Below are 23,326 nucleotides of genomic sequence, written 5' to 3'. Positions count from 1 at the left end.
TTCTTCTGTAAGGAGACCGGTCAGGTGTCTGGGGGTGGCAGAGTGCAGCCCGCAATAGGGGCGCAGGCCGCGGGCGCGACAGGCGCAAGGAAGGCGTTCGCTTCCGGGGCCCCGCCTTCGATGGGGTGCGCGGACAGGAGGGACGCGCCGTCCAGCGCTGCTGTGAAAGCCTTTGACGGCGTCCAGTTCAGCATGTCCTGCTGTTTCTTGCGGGCAAGCGCCGCCTGATGCTCGGCCTTCGTGTCGCCGATCTCGACGAGGAAGACCTGTCCGGTGCGGGTCAATCCATAGAGAAAATTCGCGTCCGCGCCCTTCACCATGCGCACATGGAGGCGCAGGAGGATCAGTTGCAGCCAGATCCAGAACCGGCGGGGTTCCATTTCCGGCGGCAGATTCTGGGGCGGGGCGAACAGGTGATCCATGCACGCAGTATAGCTCCGTTCCCGGAGGGGGAGGACATACTAATCGCTCATCGCTGTTTTCATTGCGGTTTTGTGACGAAATTAGGGGGATTGCTGTCATAAAACTCATACCGAACTGGCTTATGGGCCGTTCCCATGACCCGTCCAGACAAACGCCCGGATTATCGCTCGATCTTCATTTCGGATGTGCACCTCGGCAGCGCCGGGTGTCAGGCCGATGCGCTGTGCGCCTTCATGAAGACGCATACGTCAGAGCAGCTCTATCTGGTGGGCGACATCATTGATGGCTGGCGTATGCGGAAGAAATGGTACTGGCCGCAATCGCATACCAATGTCATCCGCCGTATCCTGACGGCCGCCAAGCGTGGCACGGATGTGACCTATATCATCGGCAATCATGACGAGTTCCTGCGGGCTTTCCTGCAGTTTCGCCTGGCCTTTGGTGAGATCAAGGTGAAGAACCGCGCGGTGCATGAGGGCGAGGATGGCAAGCGCTATCTCGTTGTACACGGCGACATGTTCGACGGCATGATGCGGGCCGACCGCAAATGGATCATGCATCTGGGCGATCACGCCTACAATTTCCTGCTCTGGGCGAACACGAAGCTGAACGCGATCCGCCGCCGGCTCGGCATGCCGTACTGGTCTCTCTCGCAGGCGCTGAAGAAGCGGACCAAGCGCGCGCTGAACCATATCCACAATTTCGAGGGGCATGTGGCGGACTATTGCCGCCGCAAGGAATTCGATGGTGCGATCTGTGGCCATATCCATGTCGCCGAAATGCGCGAGATTGACGGCATTACCTACATGAATGATGGCGACTGGGTGGAAAGCTGCACCGCCCTTGTCGAGCATCATGACGGCCGCTGGGAATTGCTGCACTTCCAGCCGCACGCCGTGAAGGATGACGTGCCGAGCGTGAACGAGGCCCGTATCGCAGTTGTGGCATAGGTGGCTTTCCTGCCCTGTGTAGCAGGGGAGGATATGAGCATGTCCATATCACCAGACCGATAACCCGACAGTCTGTGTTTCAGCCCAGAAACGGCTTCAGTCCGGAGCTGAGGCGATGGCGGGCGCGTAGCTGGCCGAGTAGCCAGAGCAGCATGCCCGAGGCGAGGAAGGCTAGGATTACTGTAATGGTGACGCGCAGGCCCAATGCGCTGTCCGGCAGGCCGATCCGTTTCAGCAGGATATTCGTCATGTGTCGCACGGGTTCGTGCACGCAGTAGAGTGGGAAAGACAGTGTGCCGAGGCCGTCACAAACTGCAGTCAGCCAGCTGCGCCCCGGCGTGACGCGCGCTCCCACCAGGATCAGCAGAGGGCAGAGCATTCCGATGGCCACGAATTGATAGACGCCCTTGGCGTAAAAGGGGCACATCAGGACACAGAGCGTCGCCGCGAACAGGCCAAGCGTTGGCAGTGGTCCGGCGAGGCGCGGCAGGTGCGTCTCGATCCAGTCATCCAGACGCCTGAGCAGGCGATAGATGATGATGCCCATCAGGAAGCCGGAAAACACCCGGGGGAAGCCGAAGAAAAACGTCGCATGATTCCAGCCGACATTGGCCGTCAACGCGGTTCCGGTCATGCGGGACAAGGCGAGACAGCAGAACAGGTAGAGGGAGAAGGCGGCAAGGGCCGCACCGACCAGCCGCCAGCGTGGAATGCGCGCAATCCAGATGAAGGCCAGGCTGGCGACAAGTTCGTAGAAAATGGACCAGAGCGGCGGATTGGATGGAAACAGGATCAGGGAATCGCTGGCGGGTATCTGATAGTCGGACAGGGCCGGCACGAAAGCGAAATGGCCCATATGCGTAAGGGCAAAGTCCAACGGACTGAAATCCCGTCCTGTTTCCAGCATCACGATCAGCGCGGCAATGGCACCCAGCACCACGCCCCCCGCCACGGTGGGAGCGAGGCGCGATATGCGCTTGTTGGCAAACACGCCCGCCGGCATGCCGCCGAGTATGGCCGTGGCATAGGCGTGATAGATGACAAAGCCGCTCAGGATGAAGAAAAGGTCCACAGCGATATAGCTGTTCATGAACAGCCGGGACTGGGACGCGCCAACATAGTGATACAGCATCACAACGATTGCTGCGATGCCGCGCATACCGTCCAGGGCATGAAACCGCTGCACGGATGAGAGAGCCGGGTTTGCGGCGGTTCCTGACACGATATTGTCCCCACTTCTGAGCGAGGATGTTTAGGTTAACAGAAAATGAACGGCAAGGTTTAAATCCCGGAATAAAAACAATTTTTGGAAGTGACAGCTCGCGATCAGGTTGACGTGAAACTGCATGATTTCCGGGCGTTTTGCGGTCGGGCCCGGCGTCGCCCGCTTGACTTCCGCGAACCGGCCCGCCACGCAGCGACGATGAGTTCCACGCTGAAGGCCATTCTCGGCCCCACCAATACTGGCAAGACGCATTACGCCATTGAGCGGATGACGGGCTATGGCACCGGCATGATCGGTTTGCCGCTGCGCCTGCTCGCGCGGGAGGTGTATGACCGGGTGGTCGAGCGCAAGGGCGCGGCGCATGTGGCGCTGGTCACCGGCGAGGAGCGGATTGTTCCGTCCACGGCGCGCTATTGGGTCTGTACCGTGGAGTCCATGCCGGTCGATGTGCGGGTGGACTTTGTGGCGATTGACGAGATCCAGCTGGCCGAAGACCAGGATCGCGGCCATGTCTTCACAGACCGCATCCTGAATTTGCGCGGATCTCACGAGACCCTGTTGCTGGGCAGCGATACGATGCGCGGCGTGTTGCGCACGCTGGATTTGGGCGCAGAGACCGAGCCGCGCGAGCGTTTTTCAGAGCTGCGCTATGCGGGCCATTGCAAGATCACCAAACTGCCGAAGCGGACGGCCATTGTCGCCTTCAGCACCGACGAAGTCTACGCGATTGGTGAATTGCTCCGCCGTCAGAAGGGCGGGGCCGCCATCGTGATGGGCGCGCTGAGCCCGCGTACCCGCAATGCGCAGGTCGCCATGTATCAGTCAGGCGAGGTGGATTACATTGTTGCGACGGACGCCATTGGCATGGGGCTCAACCTGGATGTCGACCGGGTGGTGTTTGCCTCGCGCTCGAAATTCGACGGGCGGCGTCATCGCCTGCTGACACCTGCCGAGTGCGCGCAGATTGCGGGCCGGGCCGGGCGCTTTCGCACCGATGGCGAGTTTGGCGAGACGGCGACCTGTCCGCACTTTGACGAAGAAACCTGGAAAGCGATCGAGGCGCACCGGTTCGATCCGGTGGACCATCTGCAATGGCGCAATTCGGCGCTGGACTTTTCCAGCCTGCGTCGCCTGATCCTGAGCCTTGAAAAGCCGTCCGGTCATCCGGCCCTGATCCACAATCCGCATGCGCTGGATGAATGGGTGCTGCGGCGGATGAGTGAGGATGGCGCCATCGGGCCGAATGTGGCCGGGGCGCGCCGGGTGAAGCGTTTGTGGGATCTGGCCCGCTTGCCGGACTTTCGCAAAGCCGGGCCGGAAGGGCATGCGCGACTTGTGCTCGGCCTTGCCGAAACGCTGGCAGACCCCGATGCGCGCCTGTCTGACACGGGGCTTGAGCGGCGGCTGGATGATCTTTCCTCAACGCAGGGAGACATCGCAAAGCTGCAGCAACGGCTTGCCAATATCCGGACATGGACCTATGCCGCCCACCGGCCTGACTGGCTGGAAAACCCCGAAAAATGGCAAGATCGTACGAGGGAGATTGAAGACTCCCTGTCAGACGCGCTACACGAAGCCCTTACAGCCCGGTTTGTGGACCGGCGCACAACCGCTTTGCTTGCCAGCCTGAAGAAGGAAGACGCCCTCGTGACCGAATTGACCCCGGAAGGAGATGTCCGTGTGGAAGGCCATGTTGTTGGACGCCTCAAAGGCCTGACATTCGAGCCTGTGCTGGATGCGCGGACACTGGAAGGCAAGGCCGTGCGCGGCGCAGCGCAGGCCGCCGTTCGCCCTCTGATCGTGGAGCGGCTCAGCCTGATCGTGGCGGCGCCGGATGACGCGTTCAAGCTGAATGATGAAGGCCAGGTGGAGCATATCAATTCGCCTGTGGGCCAATTGGTGAAGGGCTCTGGCTGGATGTCTCCGCGCGTGGAGATCATCGGCGCGGCCGAAGTTGACCCGGCAGAGCGCGAAGCCGCGCGGCAACGGCTGGAACAATGGGCGACAAAGGAAACCGCCCGCATCCTGCCCACACATACGAAACTGGCCGTCGAAAAGGCGGGAGACGCGCTGGACGGATTGGCGCGCGGCATTGCCTTCCGTGTGCTGGAAAGCGGCGCGGCGGTCGATCTGCGCCAGGATGATCCCGGCCTGCGGCTCACCGCTGAACAGCGCGAAGCCCTGAAGGGGATCGGCATTCGCGCCGGCCGTGTGGCGGCCCATGTGCCGGATGCGCAAAAGCCCGCAGGCCAGCGCATGATCGCCATTCTGCGCGCAGTGTTTGAAGGCCAGCCTTTCCCGCTTGCGCCGGAAGGGGCGGGGTCTTTCGCGCTTGACGGCACATGGCCGGAAGAGGCGCTGGCCGCGAATGGCTATCTGCGCTTCGGCAAGCGGGCCGTGCGGGCGGACCTGGCAGAGCGCCTGGGCTGGGAAATTGCCAAGCGCCGCAAGGAAGCCGGGAAGAATGCCTTCCCCATCGAGATTGACCTGGCTTCGGTTGTGTCCTGTCCAGCCGATAACTGGCCTGCCGTGCTGAAAGGCTTTGGTCTTGCCCCGGCAGAGAAGGACAAGGAAACCGACGCCGTCTTGCTATGGCGCTATGCGGCGCGGGCGCGGCCGGAGGGTCGCCCGGAGCGTGGCCGCAATCAGGGCGGCGCCCCGCACCAGAATGCGGGTGGCAAGGGCGGCAAGGGCCCGCGGGGCGGCAAGCCTCAGGGGGGCGGACGTGGTCCCTCGCGCAATGCGCCGGCGTCTCGCAAGCCTGACCCGGACAGCCCGTTCGCGGCGCTGGCAGCCCTGTTGCCAGAGGAAAAGCCGAAGCCCAAGAAAAAGAAGCGCAAGCCAAAGCCCAAGGCAGAAAGCGGCGCGCCTGAAACCGGCAGCGACTTCACCTATACGCCCTTCCAATGACGGAAACGCCGACGCTGCGCCTGGATGTATGGTTGTGGCGGGCACGGTTTTTCAAGACGCGCGCACTCTCCGGCGCGCATATCCGCAAGCGCGGTATTCGCCTCACCCGGAATGGCCAGACGCGGCGCGTTAATAAGCCCGGCGCAACCATTGCGGTAGCGGATATTGTCACAATGGCCCTCGGGGGGCATATCAAGGCTGTTGAAGTGCTGGACCTCGGCACACGGCGTGGACCCGCGGACGAGGCAGCGGCGCTGTACCAAACGTTGGAGATGGACGAATGATGAGCGCGCTGAAAAACCTGTTCCGGCAGAAAACACCTGCGGAACGGTCGATGGATCCGCAAGTGGCGGCAGCGGCCCTGTTGGTCGAGGCGGCCTTGTCTGATGGTGTCTATGTGAACATCGAAAGCGACATGATCGCCGAAATCCTTCTGGAGGCGTTCGGGTTTGACGCCGACAAGGCCGATGCCGTGCTGGCGGAAGGGGAGGCGCTGGCCGAAGAGGCTGTCGGCTCTCACCAATTCACCAAGCATGTGAAGAAGCTGCCAGTGGCAGAGCGGGTCTCCATCATTGAGGGGCTGTACCGGGTGGCGCTGGCGGATGGGGAAAAGAGCGATATCGAGGACGCCTATATCCGCCATGTGGCGTCACTGCTGTATATCGACGATATTTCACGGGCCCAGGCCCGGCAGGCGGCGGAACAGCGGATCACTGACGCTTCCTGAAGAGACCTGTCAGCTCGCCTCATTGACATAAGCGCCTGCGCGCGCCATTTCGCCCGTGCACAAATTGCAGAAGGCCCTCCCGCCCATGACCTATATCGTCGTCGACGCCTGTATCCGTTGCAAATACATGGATTGCGTCGAGGTTTGCCCGGTTGATTGCTTCTATGAAGGCGAGAACATGCTGGTCATCCATCCGGATGAGTGCATTGATTGCGGCGTGTGCGAGCCGGAATGCCCGGCAGAGGCGATCGTACCTGACACCGAGGACGACCCGGACGGGAAATGGCTGAAACTCAACAGCGAATATGCGAAGGTCTGGCCGAACATCACCCGGATGAAGGAACCGCCTGCAGATCGCGAACAATTTGCGCAAGAGACCGGCAAATTGGAAAAATATTTCAGCCCCAAGCCGGGTGAAGGCGACGTCTGAGTCAGCCCGTCCGAACCCTGATTTTGCAGGGTTTCTCAATAAAGGTTAACAAAATCAGAGGCCTTGAGAACTTTACTCTTGGTTAGCATCTGGGCGTGTCTGTTGAAAAACCTGCACATTTATGCTAGTGTTCAGACTTGAGTAATAACTGACAAGAGCCGGAATCTTCAACTCAGACCGTCAACTGCGTCGGACTGGGAAGGACTTTATCGGCTCTATTTGCGTAAAAAAGGGCGATATCCAACATGGCTAAAAAAGCATCTGCGGAACTGGCGTTTGAAGTGGGTCAAAGCGTCGTTTACCCCGCACACGGGGTGGGCAAGATCACGAGCGTCGAGAAGCAGACTGTGGCCGGCATGGATCTGGAGGTCTACGTGGTCTCCTTTGACCAGGACAAGATGATCCTTCGCGTTCCAACCAACCGCGCCGAAGCTTCCGGCATGCGCGCTCTGGCCGGCTCCAAGCTGGTTGATGACGCTCTGAAGACGCTGGGCGGCCGCGCCCGCATCAAGCGCACCATGTGGTCGCGCCGTGCGCAGGAATACGAAGCGAAGATCAATTCCGGTGACCTGATCTCCATCGCGGAAGTCGTGCGCGACCTGCACCGCGGCGAAGACCAGCCGGAACAATCCTATTCCGAGCGTCAGCTTTACGAAAATGCGCTGGACCGTATGGCCCGCGAACTCGCCGCTGTCGAAAACATCGACAAGGACGACGCCATGGAAAAACTTGCTCAATCCCTCGCAAAGAAGAAAGTCGCCGCCTAAGGCCTCTTTCCTTTTCGATCATGCAAGGCCCCCGTCTGGTGAACACCGGGCGGGGGTTTTTCGTGTTTGGGTCCGAAAAACCCGTCATTCGTGAAGATTGGGCGTAATTCCATTAAAAAAGCCGCGGTTTCGTCAGATCGCTGTTAACCATACGGCAAAGGAGAGCAGGCACTCTTTGCCTGTCGCCGGAACGATCCGGTGGCGGATGGATGCTCAGGCTGACATGCCCAAAAAGGGTGGCGGCACGGGCAGGGTGACAGGAGAAACAAGATGCCCTTTTCAGAGATGGAAATACAGCCAGGCGGCCTGCTGGGTGCCGAGGCAAATGCGGATGAATTCTATCAGGCGGGTCTCGCCTGTGCAGCCGGTGTCGGATCTGACATCGACCTGATCTCCGCGCACAAATGGTTCAACCTCGCAGCCTCCAAGGGCCATGACGAGGCCAAGCTGCAGCGTCAGGAAATGGCTGACATGCTGAGCACGGATGAAGTCAAGGTGGCGCTGTCGGCAGCGCGCGACTGGCTGAGCCTCGCCAACTAAGGCGACGTGATCATGGCGGACAGCGCAGGGGACGCTGCGCCATCCGCCCTATGATCAGCTGACGCGGCGTTCCTGGTCTTTCCAGTAAACCTCGCGCAGATCCTTGCGCAGGATCTTTCCGGATGGATTGCGGGGCAGGGCCTCGATAAATTCGACCGTCTTCGGACATTTGTATCCGGCGATACGCTCGCGCGCATAGGCGATAATGTCTTCCTGTGTCGGAGATTCGCCGGGCTTGACCACGATGATGGCCTTTACGGCTTCGCCCCATTTCTCGTCCGGCACGCCGATCACGGCGACATCGGCCACACCTGGGTGGCCAAAGATCGCATTCTCGACTTCAGCCGGATAGATGTTCTCTCCGCCAGAGACGATCATGTCTTTCACGCGGTCATGGATGTAGAGAAATCCGTCCTCGTCGAAATAGCCTGCATCCCCAGTGCGGAAGAAGCCGTACTCGTCAATCGCTTCGGCGGTGGCGTCGGGACGGTTCCAGTAGCCCTTCATCACAAAAGCCGATTTGATGGCGATCTCGCCAACTTCGCCGGTCGGCACGGAATTGCCCTCCGCGTCCAGGCAGCGGACAATGGTTGCCGGGTAGGGGACACCGCAGGAACGCAGCTTGCCCCAGGACGGATCATGCGCCTCTGGTGGAAGATATGTTCCGCATCCGCCCGTTTCTGTCAGGCCATAAAGCTGCGTGAATTTTGCGCCCATGATCTCCTTGGCGTCGAGGAGCAGGCTTTCTGCGATCGGCGAGGCGCCATAGAAGACCTGTTTCAGCGGGGTCCAGTCAATGTCGCGTACATTCGGCATCTGCGTCAGCATCAGGATCACCGCCGGCACCCAGAAGGCATGTGCGATCTTGTGCTCCGGGATCAGTTTCAGGATGAGCGTCGGGTCGATTTCCCGCAGGACAACAGCGTTTGCACCCTGCGCTGCGGTCAGGATGCCAATGTTCACGCCTGCCACATGAAATAGCGGCATCGCGTTCATGACGGCATCGCCCACATCATAGCTGGCCCAGTCGAGCTGGCCAGCCTGTTCGAAGATGGCGCGGTAGTTGCCATTGGTCAGCTGCACGCCCTTCGGCATGCCGGTCGTGCCGGACGTATAGAGCTGGATCACATCATCCGTATCATGCGTTTCGATGCCGGGGGCGTCGGTCGACTGGCCGTCGCGCCAGATTGTGTAGGATGGCCAGTCATCGCGTTCGCCATCAATCGCGATGACCTGTTCCAGATCGGGCAGGTCAGCGCGGATCTGGTCGATCATGCTGTAGAAATCCTTGCCGACGAACAGGATCTTCACGCGGGCGTCCGACAGGATGAACTGGACCTCAGGCGGGGCAAGGCGCGTATTCACCGCCGTCATCGCCGCGCGCGCCTTGGCCGCGCCGAACATCATCTCGTAATAGACAGATGTGTTCTTCGCGAGATAGCCGACGCGGTCATCTGTCTGGACGCCGAGCGCGATCAGGCCGTTTGCAACCTGAGTAGACCGGGTCTCAAGCTGGGCAAAGCTGGTGGTTTCGCCTTCGAACCAGAACGCGGTTGCGTCCGGACGGATGCCGGCCTGGACACGCGGAATATCCGCCAGATGCGGCATCGCCTTAACGTCGATCATGTACTTCCTCCGGATGGTGTTTTGTTTCCTCGACTTTCATACTAGGGCAAATTTTCGAAGAGTCAGCCCGTCGCCGCGCCTTGTAGTCATTGCAGCCATAGCCGAATGCATCATTGGCGCATCTTGCAGACAGGCCGGGTTTCCGGCACATCCATCGCCATGATGGATACGATGACAGACCAGACCGCAGATCTCGGCGAAACCATGCTTCGGGTGGGGCGCAATGCCCGTGAGGCTTCGCGCAAGCTGGGCCGGATGAGCCCGGCAGACCGGACGCGGGGCCTGAAGGCGGTGGCCGGCGCGATCCGGGCGGCGTCTGACAAGATCCTCAGCGCGAACGAAGCCGATATGACCGCTGCGCGAGAGAAGGGGCTGGACGCCGCCATGCTCGACCGGCTGGCGCTGGATGCGGCGCGGCTGGAAGGCATTGCATCCAGTGTTGAGGCGGTGGCTGAACTGGGCGATCCCATCGGACGCGAGCTTGCGCGGTGGGAGCGTCCGAACGGGCTGGATATTGCGCGCGTGGCCGTGCCGCTGGGCGTGATCGGCATTATTTACGAGAGCCGCCCGAACGTGACGGCGGATGCGGGCGCGCTCTGCCTGCGCTCCGGCAATGCGGCCATCCTGCGCTGCGGATCGGAAAGCACCCAGTCATCCCGCGCGATTGTTGCGGCCATGCGCAGCGCCCTCAAACAGGAAGGCCTGCCGGAAGATGCGGTGCAATTGGTGATGACCAGGGATCGCGCCGCCGTCGGGCATATGCTGGCCGGGCTGGAGGGCAATGTGGATGTCATCGTGCCACGTGGGGGCCGCAGCCTGGTTGAGCGGGTCCAGAAAGACGCCCGCGTTCCGGTGATCGGACATCTTGAAGGTCTTTGCCATGTGATAGTGGACAAGGCAGCAGATCCGGAAAAGGCGGTGTCGATTGTGCTCAATGCAAAGATGCGCCGCACTGGAATTTGCGGGTCTGCCGAGACGTTGCTGGTGGATGCGGCAGTGGCGGATGACCTGCTGCCGAAGATGGCGGCGGCCCTGACGGATGCGGGGTGTGAGCTGCGCGGCGATGCGCGCGCGCGGGCGATTGTACCTGATATGGTCGAGGCGACAGAGGCGGACTGGTCAACGGAATATCTCGCGCCGATCCTGGCAGTGGCTGTCGTGGATGATCTCACTGCCGCGCTGGACCATATCGGCACCTGGTCGTCCGGGCATACAGAATGCATCATCACTGAGGACGAGGCGGCTGCTGAGCGTTTCTTTGCTACGGTCGATAGCGCGATCCTGTTGCACAATGCGTCAACCCAGTTCGCTGATGGGGGCGAGTTCGGCATGGGCGCGGAGATCGGTATTGCCACAGGCCGCATTCATGCGCGCGGCCCGGTAGGCGCAGACCAATTGACGACCTACAAGTACGTCGTGCGCGGAAATGGGCAGGTTCGTCCTTGAGCAGAGCACTTCTACCAGGGCCAGCGCGTGGCCTGCGCATCGGATTGTTCGGGGGCAGTTTCAATCCGGCCCATTCAGGGCACCTCCATGTGGCCACGACCGCAATGAAGCGTCTGCAGCTGGACTGGGTCTGGTGGATTGTGGCGCGGGGAAATCCACTCAAGACCGGGCACGGAGACTTCGGGGAACGTTTCTGGTCTGCGATGGCTGTTGCCGATCATCCCCGCATGCGCGTGACTGATATCGAATCGCGTCTTGGCCTGACCTATACCTATCGAACCCTTTCCGCGATCACGCATATTGCGCCGGATGCGGACTTTGTCTGGCTGATGGGCGCGGACAATATGGTGAACTTCCATATGTGGAGTGAGTGGCAGGAAATTGCGCGCATGATGCCGATTGCGATTGTTGCGCGCCCCGGCGTGGGGCCGGGCGCGCGAAACTCGCCCTTTGCGCGGCGGTTCGCTCATAGTCGTATTCCTGAAGCGGAGGCGACGATCTTGCCAGGTCTCGCGCCGCCCGCCTGGGTCTATCTCACCGCGCCGCTGGATCCGATTTCCTCTACCGCCATTCGTCAGATGAAGGCTGCGTCATGAGCCTCAGCCCGGAAGAACTTGCCCGCCACAAGCGGCATATCATGCTGAGGGAGATTGGCGGGCCCGGCGTGCAGAAGCTGCGCGCGGCGCGCGTATCGATCGTTGGGGCAGGGGCGTTGGGCGGGCCGTGCGCGATGTACCTGGCTGCTGCGGGTGTCGGCCAGCTGGAGCTCTGGGACGATGATCATGTCGAACGCTCAAACCTGCAAAGACAGATCCAGTTCGGAGAGAACAGTCTCGGAAAGTCGAAAGTGGAGGTGATGGCCGCGCGCCTGACAGCAGATCATCCGTCCACACATGTTCTGGGCCGACGAAAGCGCTGGTCGAAGGACGATGCGTTGTCAGGCGACATACTGGTCGATGCAACGGACAATTTCCCTGCGCGCTATGCGTTGAACAGGGTCGCGCATCAGAGCGAGCGTCCGCTGGTGCATGGCGCCGCGGCGGGGTGGAGCGGACAGGCCAGCGTGTTTGCGTCTGGATACGTTGCGGACGCGCCCTGTTATCAATGCTGGGTGCCGGAGACGCCACCGGATGCCGAGGCCTGTGATGAGATTGGTGTTGTAGGGCCAGTTACAGGAATGATTTCTACACTGATGGCACTGGAGGTGATCAAGCTGATCACCGGTGCGGGGGAGCCATTGATCGGGCGGCTCGCTTTGGTTGACGGGCTTTCCACCCGTCAGCGGTCGGTTGTTTTGCGGTGGGATGCTGCATGCCCGATCTGTGGGACTGATCGCAGAATTTGACTTGTCACGAGACGCAGGGCTTTAGTGCGTCACCCTTTGGTGTGCATGTAGGGAGTTCGGGATTGTGTTGAAACGACTGTTTGTCGTGCTGGTGACGCTTGCGATCATATTGACGGCGGGATGGTGGATGCTTCGCCGGGATGACATATCCTACACGACGCTCGAATCGGTCTATTCGAAATCCAACAGTCGCTTCCTGAAATCCGGCAAGGACGTCGAGATTCATTTCACGGATTCTGGCCCGCGCGATGCGCCGGTTGTTGTTCTGGTGCACGGTTATTCCGCCTCGCTTCAGACTTGGGATGCCTGGGCGCGGAAACTTCGCAAGGATTACCGGGTCATCCGTCTGGACCTTCCGGGGCATGGCTTGTCTCGCTGCCCTGATAATGACTCCATCGGTATCGAGCAATTCGTCGAGACCGTGGACCGTGTTGCGCGCACGCTGGACGTTGAGCGGTTTACCCTGGTCGGCAATTCCATGGGCGGTCACACTGCCTGGGCCTATGCGCTGGAACATCCCGAGAAACTCGACGGCCTCGTCCTGGTCGATGCTGCCGGTTGGCTGGATGCGCCGGGGGAAGGGGAGTCCGACCCCTTCATATTCAAGCTGCTGCGCAATGGCGTGGCGCGCAGTGTGATGAAGGATCTCGATATGTCAGCGCTGATCCGATCCGGCCTCGAAGACAGTTTTTATGATCCGGCATTTGTGACTGACGAAATGGTGGACCGCTACTCGGCCATGTCGCGCGCGCCGTGTCACCGGGATGCATTGCTGAACCTGATGAGCGGCGCGACGCTGCGGATTTTGGCGTCGGAGGAGCTGCTCGGAAACATCACCGCACCGACCCTGGTCATGCATGGGGACAGCGACAATCTGATCCCGGTTGCGCATGGGCAGAAATTCGCGGACGCCATTCCGGGCGCTGAATTGATTATCTATCCGCAAACGGGGCACATCCCGCAGGAGGAGAAGGCGGCGGAGTCTGTCGCCGATCTGCGCGCCTTCCTTGCGGGCCTCCATGCTGAGGAGACGCCGTCAGACATTGTCGATCCGCTGGACATCGCGCCTCAGAATGGGGGGTGATACGTATTTGCGAAACCGAACAGGCGGGTCAAGCGTAAGAGGGGAGAAGGAGATTTCTCATGCGCATTGCCCTGTCGACACTTGCCGCCGCCCTGGTTGCCGCCTGTACCAGCCAGCCTGATTACCGTGCGGAGACGGCGCCACCGCCGACTGTCGATTCGGTGGATCTGGAGCGCTATTCGGGCCTTTGGTACGAGATTGCGCGCTACCCCAATTCCTTTGAGAAAAACTGCACGGGCGTGACCGCCGAATACGGTCTGAACGACGACGGCACGGTGAGCGTGACCAATACCTGTTACAAGGGATCGCTCGATGGCGAGAAGGATGTTGCAGAGGGCACGGCCCGGATTGTCGAAGGCAGCAACAACACAAAGCTGAAAGTGAAATTTGCGCCGGCCTGGGTGCCGTTTGCATCGGGCGATTACTGGGTGCTGGCGCTGGAGCCGGACTATTCCGCCGTGCTGGTTGGCAGCCCGGATGGCAAGTATCTCTGGATCCTGTCCCGCACCGCGCAGTTGGACCCGGTGGTGCTGGATGGGCTGAAGCAGCGCGCCGAGGCGCTTGGATATGCAACCGAGCCCTTGGAGATGACGGTTCAGGCGGAACAGGGGTGACGCTGGGGGCGGGCTTTGCTACGCGGAAATCATGAGCCTGCCAGACCTTGACGCCCAGAATTTCGATGCGGACCGCCAGCACTGGATCAGTGTGCGTGTCTATTACGAGGATACCGACTTCACCGGCATGGTGTATCACGCCAATTATCTTCGTTTTTTCGAGCGGGGCCGGTCTGATCATCTGCGCGATGCGGGTATTTCCCATCAGTCCCTGCTGGAGCGGGAAGACCCGGCTGCCTTCACCCTGACGCGCGTTGAGGTGGACTATCGCAAAGCCGCCAAGGTCGACGATTTGCTGCACATACGCACGCGCTATATCGGCACTGAGGGGCCGCGTATCCGCTTTTCGCAGACCTGTTTCCGGGGCGAGGAGATCATTGCCGATGGCGAAATCACAGCTGTGATGATCCACGCCGATGGCCGCCCGCGCCGCCCGATCCGCGAACTGGTCAAGCATCTGGAAGCGTATCGCTGGGAACCGAAAGAGCGTTAACGCGCTGCCATAAAATCTTAACCGTTCCAGCCTAGCCCCCAAGAGAGCTGCGGAAACTGGCAATTCTGCCGTGTTTCTGCCGGATTTGGTGTGGATGAAGGGGTGTGCCGGTCCCGGGTGGGATGCGGCTGATCACCCATGATACGTAGACAGGAGCATTAGCCCCCATGGAATCAGAAGCGATAGGCACCGCCGCAAGTCATGCCGACTTCTCGCTGTTCAGCCTCATCATGGCGGCTGACCCGGTTGTCAAACTGGTCCTCCTGTTCCTGCTGCTGGCCTCGATCTGGTCGTGGATGGTGATTGGCGAGAAGCTGTTCTCCCTTGGCGGCCTGCGCAAGAAATCGCGCCAGTTTGAAGAGGCCTTCTGGAGTGGCCGCACTGAAGATTTCGACATGCGCCCCGGTCAGGCCACCAATGATGCGGCCAGCCGCGTGTTTGCCGCGGCTGCGCGCGAATGGTCCGATGCACGCCGCCAGTCCCACAATCCTGCCGAAGCCGCCGCAATCGTGAGCCGGGCGGAGCGCTCCATGCGCGCCGCTGTCGATCGTGAACTTGGCCGGGCCGGCAGTGGTCTGGGCGTGCTCGCGACGATCGGTTCAGCCTCTCCCTTCATCGGCCTGTTCGGAACCGTCTGGGGCATCATGAATGCCTTCCTCAACATTGCCGAACAACAGGATACGAGCCTTGGCACCGTGGCCGGCCCGATTGCAGAGGCCCTGTTCGCCACCGGCCTCGGCCTCGTGGCCGCTATCCCGGCGGTTATTTTCTACAACAAGTTCACTGGCGACCTGACCAAGCTGGGCGACCAGCTCGACACATTCTCTCAGGACGTGCTTGTGCGCCTGTCGCGCCGCGCCTCCGAATCCGCGAGGGACTAGGCGATGGGATTGATCCTCGGTTCAGGCGGGAAGGGCGGACGGCGCGGGCGACGCGCGTTGAACGCTGAAATCAACGTGACACCCTTTGTGGACGTCATGCTGGTTCTGCTCATCGTGTTCATGATCACGGCGCCCCTGCTGGTGCGCGGGGAGGAAGTGAACCTGCCCAAGACGAGTTCGGGGCCGATCAAGACCGAACCGAATGACGATCCGCTGGCGATTTCCATCCGGGAGAACGGGGATGTGTTTATCCAGACGACCCTGGTGGAGGATGTTTCGACGCTGGGCCCGCAGCTTCAGGCCATCATCGGCGAAGGCTATGAGCAGCCAATTTACCTGCGCGGTGACGAGAACACGCCCTATGGCCGGATCATGGAAGTGACCGCCGAAATCCGGGCTGCCGGCTATACGCGCGTATCCTTTGTGACTGAACAGAAGAAGTAGGAGCGCATCGCCCCACATGCTTCGCGGCTTTACCATCTCGACTGTGCTTCACGCCACCGTGCTCGCCGCGGCGGTGATGACGTGGCCGATGCAGAAAAGCAAATGCGATCGAGAGATCGAGCGGCTGGAGCGCGAGGAGCCCGGCCTGTCGCCGGTCGATATCCTCATGCGCCTGCCGCAATGTGCCAGCACGATCGACGTGCCGATTGATATTGTCGACATTGGGCTCGTGACCGATGTGGCGCCGATCCAGAAGGCGGAAGAGCCGCCAGAGGAAGAGGTCGAAGAGCCCGAGCCGGAAGAACAGCCCGATCCGGTGGAAGAAGATGCCGAGATCGTCGAGGACCCGCCTGAAGAACAGGAAGAGGTGAACGAGACCCGCGAGACCGAAACGGCCGAGGAAGAACCGGTCGTGGAAGACACGAAGGCCGAGCCCGAGGAACAGCCCAAGGAACCTGAGCCGAAGAAGGAAGAGCCTCCGAAAAAGGAGCCAAAGCTGATCGAGAAGCAGAAGCCGAAATCGGAGTCTGACGATCTCGACTTCCTGAACGACTTTGAAGACATCCTGAAGGACAAGGCGCAAACCCAGCGCAAGGTCGCGCAGGAGCAGGCGCCACCGCCGATCAACAAGCCGGTGCTGAAAGACGTGCAGCAACCCCGCAAGGGGGCAGGGGACCGCCGCGGCAATACTGCTTCGCTTCAGGCCGCCATGCGCCGCCAGATCGGCTATTGCTGGAATGGTGTGGATGATCTGCCCAAGGAAGACCAGTTCGACGTTGTGATCCGAGTGAGACTCAATGTGGATGGCTCTCTGGACGGCAATGTGAATCTGGTGACCCCGCGCTCCATGCCGATTGGCCGCCGGGGTGTTGTGGTCCAACGGGCCCTGACAGCGGTGCGCCAGTGTGCGAACTATCAATTGCCTGAAGACGATTACGACGAGTGGAAAGACATTGAGGTCACGATTGGCCCGCTCAAGTGACCTGAACCGAGATTCTGAGGAGACTTTCAAATGACCCGCATCCTGACAGCGCTAATGCTGGTCCTCCTGACGCCATTTGGCCTCGCCATGCCTGCCGCTGCGCAGCTGCAGGTCCGCGTCGATGAGGGCAATTTCCAGCCCACACCCCTGGCTATCCCGGACTTTGAAGTTCGCGGCACGAACGCTGAAATGGCAGAGGACATCGCCGATGTTGTCCGCGCCGATCTGGAATCGACCGGCCTGTTCGACATTCAGAACCCGGCCTCCTTCATCCAGAAGGATCTGTCGATTGATGTTCAGCCACGCTTCCCGGACTGGCGCATCATCCAGACCGAAGGTCTTGTGGTGGGCGCATATGAGGAATTGCCGGACGGCAAGATCGCGGTCTCGTTCCGCCTTTGGGACGTTTATGGCGGTGAAGTCATGCGCATCAATGGCCAGCCGGGCCGCCGCCTGACGACCACGCCGGACAATTGGCGCCGCATTGCGCACAAGATTGCCGACTCGATCTATACGCGCCTGACCGGTGAAGATCCGTATTTCGATACGCGCATCGTTTACATTGCGGAGACCGGCCCGAAGACCGAGCGCGTGAAGCGCCTGGCGATCATGGATGCCGATGGTGCGAACCAGCAATATCTGACCGGTGGTACGAACACCGTGCTGACGCCGCGCTTCAGCCCGTCGGCGCAGGAAATCACCTACATGTCCTATGAAGGCGGGCGCCCGCGCGTCTATCTCTTCAATATCGAGACAGGCCGTCAGGAATTGCTCGGCAACTTCCCTGGCATGACGTTCGCGCCGCGCTTCTCCCGGGATGGGGAAAGCGTTCTGCTGACGCAGGCGCAGGGCGGTAATTCCGATATCTATCTGATGAACCTCCAGACGCGCCAATCACGCCGCCTGACGGATCATCCGGCGATTGATACCTCACCGTCCATGTCGCCGGATGGGCGGGGCATTGTCTTCACGTCCGACCGGGGTGGCAGCCCACAGCTCTACATCATGAATACCGATGGCAGCCCGCGCACCTGCCCGTCAGGTGGTCGTGACGTGGCATGCCGGATCACCTTCAATAAAGGCCAGTATTCCACGCCGGTCTGGAGCCCGCGAGGCGATCTGGTCGCCTTCACGAAGCAGCTTGGTGGCCGCTTTTATATCGGTGTCATCGGCACGGACGGCAAAGGCGAGCGCCTTCTGACCGAATCGTATCTGGATGAAGGTCCGGACTGGTCTCCGAATGGCCGCGTGATCGTGTATTTCCGCGAGAGCCGCCCCGGCGCAGGACCGCAGCTCTGGTCGGTGGACCTGTCTGGCCGGAATGAGCGCCGTCTGCCGACGCAAACAGATGCGTCTGACCCGGCCTGGTCACCGTTGTTGCAATAATTTCATACACTTCGTCCCCGGTTTTTATCCGGGGGCGTTGCTTTTTGGAGATAAACCGTCAAAATATCGCGAAATCGGGGTTGCTGCTCTGCTTCCGCCCGATTGTCGCCCGAATTCTGTCAGAATATGGAGACAGATACCCGCTACATCCGGCACAACGTTGACAAACGCCAGCCGTACGGCGTCAATTAGCACTCAGGACATCCAGGGGAGTCTGAATAGCAATGAATACCACTTTCAAACTTGCAGCTGCTGCAGCAGTTGTTCTTTCCATCAGCGCATGTGCATCCCAGCCGGAGCCTGTCGAACAGGTTGAAGAACCGGCACCGGTAGAAGTTGCCGAACCGGCACCTGCTCCGGCACCCGTCGTTGAAGAGCCTGCCGCACCGGCTGGCCCGCTCGCAGGGTCTCTCGAAGACTTCCGCGTCAATGTTGGCGAGCGCGTTTACTTTGACCTCAACGGCTACCGCCTCGACGTCGACGATCAGGAAGTCCTGAAGCGTCAGGCTGCCTGGCTGTCTTCCTACCCAGCTGTTCGCATCATCGTGGCAGGCAACTGCGACGAGCGCGGCACGCGTGAGTACAACCTTGCCCTCGGCGAGCGTCGTGCATCCATCGTGAAGGACTATCTGGTCAGCCTCGGCGTCGACCCGTCCCGCATCGACACGATCTCCTACGGTAAAGAGCGCCCGATCGCTGCTGGTTCTGACGAGCAAGCATGGGCACTGAACCGGAACGGCTTCACGCAAATCGTTTCCGGCGCGACCACAAGCTAAGCTTTCTGTCGCGAATAGCTTCACAAGATGCAGCCGGGTGCCTTAATTTGGCCCCGGCTGTTTTCGTATGAATCCAAGAAATCCTCCGGAGGCTCATCCATGTTCAAAGCGCCCGCTCTTGTCCTCGCCAGCCTGTGCCTCGTGGCCAGCCCTGCCATCGCTCAGCGGAGTGCGCCGATCACTCAGGGGGTGACGAGTTCAGATCTTTCCCAGCAGGTGGCGCAGGCGCGTCAACAGAGCGCTCAGGTGCAGGTTGAGGTAAACGGCCTGACCGGCGATGTGATGCAGCTGACGGGCCGCGTTGAAACCCTGGAGTTCCAGCTTCAGCAATCGCGCGAGCAGACCGAAAACCTCCAACGCGACAATGAAGCCCTGATTGACGAGATTGATGATCTGCGCACCCAGCTGGACGCGCAATCTGAGGACATGGCCGCATTGAAATCCTTCATGGCGTCAGCTGGCCTGATGCCGGAAACCGAGCCGACACCGGACGGTATGACGGGCGCGTTCCCGGATGATGCGATGACGGGTCTCGGCGATTCTGCGGCATCCGGCCCGCGCCGCCTCAACGGGCTGAGCGAAATGCCGGAGCCTGAACCTGAATCCCAATCCGGACCTACGCGCCTGACGCCTGCCAGCACCCTTGCAGAGAATGACGCGTTGCCGGAAGGCTCACTCGGCACCATTCCTGCCAGCGCGTTGCCGGGGGAGGCGGGGCCATTGTTCGCACTCGCCAAGTCTCGCCTGATCCAGTTCGACTATGCGGGCGCAGAAGAAGCGTTCCGGGCTTTCCTTGACCGGTTCGGAGATGATCCGCAGGCGGGCGAAGCGCATTACTGGTTGGGAGAGTCGCTTTACCAGCAGAAGGCCTATGCTGATAGCGGTGCGGCCTATACGACCATGATCCGCTCTTATCCGGATGATCCGCGTGCCCCTGATGCGCTTGTGAAGCTCGCCCGCGCAATGCGCCTGATCGGTGACAAGGAAAAGGCCTGCCTGGCGCTTGGCACCTTGCCGAGCCGGTATCCCAATGCCTCCGGCGTGACACGTGACCTGGCCGCGGTGGAGCGCACCAAGTCCGGTTGCGACAACTGATTTGCACGTCTGTCGTCTGATGGACCTGTTTGACCGGCTCTGCGGCAAGGCCACAGGGCCGGTTGGCGTTGCGGTCTCAGGTGGCAGCGATTCCCTTGCGCTGCTCATCCTCGCGCATGAATGGGCGGAGCAGTCCGGTCGGGCGCTTGTCGCGTTCACGGTCGATCACAGATTGCGCCCGGAAGCCGCTGACGAAGCCCGCGCGGTGGCAGAGATTTGTGCAGGCCTCAATGTGCCCCATCAGACATTGGTCTGGCGTGCCCCGAAAGGGAAGCAGGCACTGGCCCGGCGGGCCCGTCACGCAATGATGGCTGAGGCGCTGCGGGCCGAGGGCGGCACGCACCTTCTTCTGGGGCATACAGCTGACGATCAGGTTGAGACTTTTCTGATGCGCGCCCGGCAAGGGTCCACCTGGTATGGATTGGCGGGTATGCAGCCCATCGCGCTGTCGCCCGTCTGGCCGGAAGGGCAGGGCGTGCGGATTGCCCGTCCGGTTCTGAAGCGCTCGCGCGCGGATTTGCGGGAGGAACTGGAACGGCGCGGCGTCGACTGGATCGACGACCCTTCCAATCGAAATCCGGCCTATGAACGCGTGCGGGTTCGCACCTTGCTGGCAGGGCAAGACCGGCTGAAAACCCGAATCCTTGCCTGTCAGGCCCGGCTTCAGGATCTGCGGCGGCTCGAAGAACGACTGATTGCACACTGGATGCGCGAACAGGTTTCGATCGATGGCGAAGGTGTGTTCCAGCTTGATTTGTCGGGACTGCCGGAGGAGCGCCTGATCCGCGCCTTGGGCGTGATGCTACAGATTGTTGGAGGGCGTGAGACGCCGCCGCGAAAGGATGCGGTGGAGCCGCTTGCCATGCGGCTGACCAGTGATGAGCCCTTCTCGGGCGCGACGCTTGGCGGCGTCATGATCTATCGCAATCGCGATCATGTAAGTCTTGCGCCCGAGCCAGAGGTTTCAGGCGATGCTGCAGAGGAAAAGCTGGCTCGCGCCCGGTTCGCGGCAATTCGCAGCCTGTATGGCGCCGGTACGTGACAAAACAGCCATTTTAAGAGCTTTTGAGTCGTTTTCGTGCCATAAGCTTCCTATCTTACGGAACGAACACCGGAATCTGGAGCGAGACGCGATATGAACGTCAGGAATTTGGCTATCTGGGGCGCCATTGCCCTCCTGGTCATCGGCATGGCCGTGGCCATGGGTGGTAACCCACAGGCGGCCCGGGCCGAGAAGGCCAAACTGTCCGTAATCTATGAGCTGGTCGAGGACGGCAAAATTGCCGATGCGACGCTCGGAGATCAGCGCATAATTGTTACCACGACCGATGGCCGGACCATGGTCAGCGAGCTGCGCTCTCTCGACATGACGACCCAGCAATTCCTGGAAGAAAACCAGGTGCCGTTTACGGTGGATGCCGACAGCGGCCAGAACACCTTCGCATCGCTTATTTTCTCCATTCTTCCCATCCTGCTGATTGTCGGCTTTGTCTTCTTCATGATGCGCCAGATGCAGTCTGGCGGCGGTCGCGGGGCAATGAGCTTTGGCAAGAGCCGCGCGCGCCTGCTGACTGAAAAGCATGGCCGCGTCACATTTGACGACGTTGCCGGCGTGGATGAAGCGAAGGAAGAATTGCAGGAGATTGTCGAATTCCTTCAGGATCCGTCGAAATTCCAGCGTCTTGGCGGCAAGATTCCAAAAGGCGCGCTTCTGGTGGGGCCTCCGGGAACTGGTAAGACGCTGCTGGCGCGCGCTGTTGCGGGTGAAGCCGGCGTGCCCTTCTTCACAATCTCCGGTTCGGACTTTGTCGAAATGTTTGTGGGTGTTGGCGCAAGCCGGGTCCGCGACATGTTCGAGCAGGCAAAACGCTCTGCGCCTTGCATCATCTTCATCGATGAGATCGACGCAGTCGGCCGCTCGCGCGGTGCCGGTCTTGGCGGCGGTAATGACGAACGCGAACAGACGCTCAACCAGTTGCTGGTCGAGATGGACGGTTTCGAAGCCAATGAAGGCATCATCCTGATCGCAGCGACGAACCGCCCGGACGTTCTGGACCCGGCCCTGTTACGTCCTGGCCGTTTCGACCGTCAGGTGACCGTCGGCAATCCGGACATTATGGGCCGCGAGAAAATCCTTCGCGTTCACATGCGTAATGTTCCGCTGGCAAAAGATGTCGACGCGAAGACCATTTCGCGCGGCACGCCCGGCTTCTCGGGCGCTGACCTGGCGAACCTTGTGAACGAGGCCGCCCTGCTTGCGGCCCGTCGGGGCAAGCGCGTGGTCGCCATGCAGGAATTCGAAGACGCCAAGGACAAGGTGCTGATGGGGCCGGAACGCCGCTCCATGGTCATGTCCGAAAAGGAAAAGGAACTCACCGCCTGGCATGAGGCTGGCCACGCCATTGTGGCGCTGAAAGTGCCTGCGGCAGATCCGGTCCACAAGGCGACGATCATCCCGCGCGGACGCGCACTCGGCATGGTTATGCAGCTGCCGGAAGACGATAAGCTGTCCATGTCCAAGATCGAGATGACCTCTCGTCTGGCCATCATGATGGGTGGCCGCGTGGCGGAGGAACTGAAATTCGGTGACGACAATGTCACCGCCGGTGCAGCATCCGATATCCAGCAGGCGACACGTCTGGCTCGCGCCATGGTTACGCGCTGGGGCTTTGCAGATGCCGTCGGCCCGGTCGACTATGGCGATGATCAGGGCGATGTGTTCCTTGGCCAGCAACTCATGCAGTCATCTCACGTGTCCGAAGAAACATCTCGCAAGATCGAGGAAGAAGTTCGTACGCTGATCCAGACGGGCATGGATGATGCGCGTCGCATCATGACGGATTATCGTGGCGAGTGGGAAGCGATTGCGACCGGCCTGCTAGAATATGAGACGCTGACGGGCGAAGAAATTGCCGAACTGTTGAAAGGCAATCCGCCTTCGCGGCCGGATCTTGGCGATGATGATTCCTCGCCGGGCTCTGCCGTTCCCGTGATCGGCAAGCGGCGCAAGCCGAAAGGTGATGGCGGTCTTGGAGACCCAGAGCCGAACCCGGTCTGACAGGTTCAGCTCAAGTGACAAAACTCGAAAAGCGCGGCCAGGTCGGTCGCGCTTTTTGCGTTTCTGGAAGTGCTTGCCTTTGAGGATAGGGGCACTACCGTTGTGAGGCGAATCCGGAACGAAC

The 23,326-nt window shown here is 60.7% G+C and carries 24 protein-coding genes; 21 read left to right on the top strand and 3 right to left on the bottom strand.

The window, feature by feature from the left end:
• Positions 1 to 20 precede the first annotated feature (20 nt).
• Positions 21 to 422: a hypothetical protein gene (locus HY36_RS02440; protein WP_035547696.1), complete on the bottom strand. Its 402-nt coding sequence runs from the start codon at positions 420 to 422 to the stop codon at positions 21 to 23.
• 135 nt (positions 423 to 557) lie between these two features.
• Between HY36_RS02440 and HY36_RS02435 the strand changes: the two genes are divergently transcribed.
• The gene (locus HY36_RS02435; RefSeq protein WP_051602412.1) at positions 558 to 1,373 is read left to right on the top strand and encodes a UDP-2,3-diacylglucosamine diphosphatase; all 816 of its coding nucleotides are present in this window, start codon (positions 558 to 560) and stop codon (positions 1,371 to 1,373) included.
• Positions 1,374 to 1,452: 79 nt separating this feature from the next.
• Here HY36_RS02435 and HY36_RS02430 read toward each other — a convergent pair whose 3' ends face one another.
• The gene (locus tag HY36_RS02430) at positions 1,453 to 2,595 is read right to left on the bottom strand and encodes an acyltransferase family protein (protein WP_155841640.1); all 1,143 of its coding nucleotides are present in this window, start codon (positions 2,593 to 2,595) and stop codon (positions 1,453 to 1,455) included.
• Between the two features lie 201 nt (positions 2,596 to 2,796).
• Between HY36_RS02430 and HY36_RS02425 the strand changes: the two genes are divergently transcribed.
• The 6 genes from HY36_RS02425 to HY36_RS02400 all read left to right on the top strand — a co-directional run bounded on the left by HY36_RS02425 (position 2,797) and on the right by HY36_RS02400 (position 7,972).
• Complete coding sequence (locus HY36_RS02425; protein WP_035548337.1) at positions 2,797 to 5,508, top strand: helicase-related protein; 2,712 nt, start codon at positions 2,797 to 2,799, stop codon at positions 5,506 to 5,508.
• The gene (locus HY36_RS02420; RefSeq protein WP_035547692.1) at positions 5,505 to 5,792 is read left to right on the top strand and encodes an RNA-binding S4 domain-containing protein; all 288 of its coding nucleotides are present in this window, start codon (positions 5,505 to 5,507) and stop codon (positions 5,790 to 5,792) included. The genes HY36_RS02425 and HY36_RS02420 overlap by 4 nt, the downstream gene beginning before the upstream one ends.
• Positions 5,792 to 6,235, top strand: a complete 444-nt coding sequence (locus tag HY36_RS02415; RefSeq protein ID WP_241764124.1) for a TerB family tellurite resistance protein — start codon at positions 5,792 to 5,794, stop codon at positions 6,233 to 6,235. Before HY36_RS02420 ends, HY36_RS02415 begins: the two co-directional genes overlap by 1 nt.
• 85 nt (positions 6,236 to 6,320) lie before the next feature.
• Positions 6,321 to 6,665, top strand: a complete 345-nt coding sequence (fdxA, locus tag HY36_RS02410; RefSeq protein WP_035547685.1) for a ferredoxin FdxA — start codon at positions 6,321 to 6,323, stop codon at positions 6,663 to 6,665.
• Positions 6,666 to 6,910: 245 nt separating this feature from the next.
• Positions 6,911 to 7,432: a CarD family transcriptional regulator gene (locus HY36_RS02405; RefSeq protein ID WP_035547682.1), complete on the top strand. Its 522-nt coding sequence runs from the start codon at positions 6,911 to 6,913 to the stop codon at positions 7,430 to 7,432.
• A 270-nt stretch (positions 7,433 to 7,702) separates the two neighbouring features.
• Entirely contained in the window at positions 7,703 to 7,972 is a 270-nt protein-coding gene (locus HY36_RS02400) for a hypothetical protein (protein ID WP_035547680.1), read from the top strand.
• A 54-nt stretch (positions 7,973 to 8,026) separates the two neighbouring features.
• Here HY36_RS02400 and HY36_RS02395 read toward each other — a convergent pair whose 3' ends face one another.
• Positions 8,027 to 9,598: a long-chain-fatty-acid--CoA ligase gene (locus tag HY36_RS02395; protein WP_035547677.1), complete on the bottom strand. Its 1,572-nt coding sequence runs from the start codon at positions 9,596 to 9,598 to the stop codon at positions 8,027 to 8,029.
• Positions 9,599 to 9,769: 171 nt separating this feature from the next.
• On the opposite strand from HY36_RS02395, the gene HY36_RS02390 reads away from it, so the two are divergent.
• The 14 genes from HY36_RS02390 to ftsH all read left to right on the top strand — a co-directional run bounded on the left by HY36_RS02390 (position 9,770) and on the right by ftsH (position 23,202).
• Positions 9,770 to 11,044 (top strand): glutamate-5-semialdehyde dehydrogenase, encoded by a 1,275-nt coding sequence (locus HY36_RS02390; RefSeq protein ID WP_035548334.1) that lies wholly within the window; start codon positions 9,770 to 9,772, stop codon positions 11,042 to 11,044.
• Positions 11,041 to 11,640 carry a nicotinate-nucleotide adenylyltransferase gene (locus HY36_RS02385; RefSeq protein ID WP_035547675.1) on the top strand — a complete coding sequence of 200 codons (600 nt, stop codon included), beginning with the start codon at positions 11,041 to 11,043 and terminating at the stop codon, positions 11,638 to 11,640. Before HY36_RS02390 ends, HY36_RS02385 begins: the two co-directional genes overlap by 4 nt.
• Positions 11,637 to 12,389, top strand: a complete 753-nt coding sequence (locus HY36_RS02380) for a HesA/MoeB/ThiF family protein (protein WP_035547671.1) — start codon at positions 11,637 to 11,639, stop codon at positions 12,387 to 12,389. Before HY36_RS02385 ends, HY36_RS02380 begins: the two co-directional genes overlap by 4 nt.
• A gap of 64 nt (positions 12,390 to 12,453) precedes the next feature.
• Complete coding sequence (locus tag HY36_RS02375) at positions 12,454 to 13,473, top strand: alpha/beta fold hydrolase (protein WP_206741137.1); 1,020 nt, start codon at positions 12,454 to 12,456, stop codon at positions 13,471 to 13,473.
• Positions 13,474 to 13,532: 59 nt separating this feature from the next.
• On the top strand, positions 13,533 to 14,087 hold the full coding sequence (locus HY36_RS02370; protein WP_035547669.1) for a lipocalin family protein: 555 nt from the start codon (positions 13,533 to 13,535) through the stop codon (positions 14,085 to 14,087).
• A gap of 31 nt (positions 14,088 to 14,118) precedes the next feature.
• On the top strand, positions 14,119 to 14,580 hold the full coding sequence (locus tag HY36_RS02365) for a YbgC/FadM family acyl-CoA thioesterase (protein WP_035547666.1): 462 nt from the start codon (positions 14,119 to 14,121) through the stop codon (positions 14,578 to 14,580).
• A gap of 167 nt (positions 14,581 to 14,747) precedes the next feature.
• Positions 14,748 to 15,461 (top strand): protein TolQ, encoded by a 714-nt coding sequence (gene tolQ / locus HY36_RS02360; RefSeq protein WP_035547662.1) that lies wholly within the window; start codon positions 14,748 to 14,750, stop codon positions 15,459 to 15,461.
• 3 nt (positions 15,462 to 15,464) lie between these two features.
• Positions 15,465 to 15,905 (top strand): ExbD/TolR family protein, encoded by a 441-nt coding sequence (locus HY36_RS02355; RefSeq protein ID WP_035547659.1) that lies wholly within the window; start codon positions 15,465 to 15,467, stop codon positions 15,903 to 15,905.
• 16 nt (positions 15,906 to 15,921) lie between these two features.
• The gene (locus HY36_RS02350) at positions 15,922 to 16,887 is read left to right on the top strand and encodes a hypothetical protein (protein WP_035547656.1); all 966 of its coding nucleotides are present in this window, start codon (positions 15,922 to 15,924) and stop codon (positions 16,885 to 16,887) included.
• A gap of 30 nt (positions 16,888 to 16,917) precedes the next feature.
• Positions 16,918 to 18,273: a Tol-Pal system beta propeller repeat protein TolB gene (gene tolB, locus HY36_RS02345; RefSeq protein ID WP_035547653.1), complete on the top strand. Its 1,356-nt coding sequence runs from the start codon at positions 16,918 to 16,920 to the stop codon at positions 18,271 to 18,273.
• A 224-nt stretch (positions 18,274 to 18,497) separates the two neighbouring features.
• Positions 18,498 to 19,049 (top strand): peptidoglycan-associated lipoprotein Pal, encoded by a 552-nt coding sequence (gene pal / locus HY36_RS02340; protein ID WP_035547650.1) that lies wholly within the window; start codon positions 18,498 to 18,500, stop codon positions 19,047 to 19,049.
• A 99-nt stretch (positions 19,050 to 19,148) separates the two neighbouring features.
• Positions 19,149 to 20,144, top strand: a complete 996-nt coding sequence (gene ybgF, locus HY36_RS17575; RefSeq protein ID WP_051602411.1) for a tol-pal system protein YbgF — start codon at positions 19,149 to 19,151, stop codon at positions 20,142 to 20,144.
• 19 nt (positions 20,145 to 20,163) lie between these two features.
• A complete protein-coding gene (gene tilS / locus HY36_RS17570; RefSeq protein WP_051602410.1) occupies positions 20,164 to 21,186 on the top strand; it encodes a tRNA lysidine(34) synthetase TilS in 1,023 nt (340 codons plus the stop codon).
• Between the two features lie 93 nt (positions 21,187 to 21,279).
• On the top strand, positions 21,280 to 23,202 hold the full coding sequence (ftsH, locus tag HY36_RS02325; protein ID WP_035547647.1) for an ATP-dependent zinc metalloprotease FtsH: 1,923 nt from the start codon (positions 21,280 to 21,282) through the stop codon (positions 23,200 to 23,202).
• Positions 23,203 to 23,326 lie beyond the last annotated feature (124 nt).

This window comes from Hyphomonas atlantica corrig. (assembly GCF_000682715.1).
GTDB lineage: Bacteria > Pseudomonadota > Alphaproteobacteria > Caulobacterales > Hyphomonadaceae > Hyphomonas > Hyphomonas atlantica.
The sequence above is the reverse complement of the archived record's forward strand: the minus strand, read 5'-3'. Positions and strand labels throughout refer to the sequence as shown.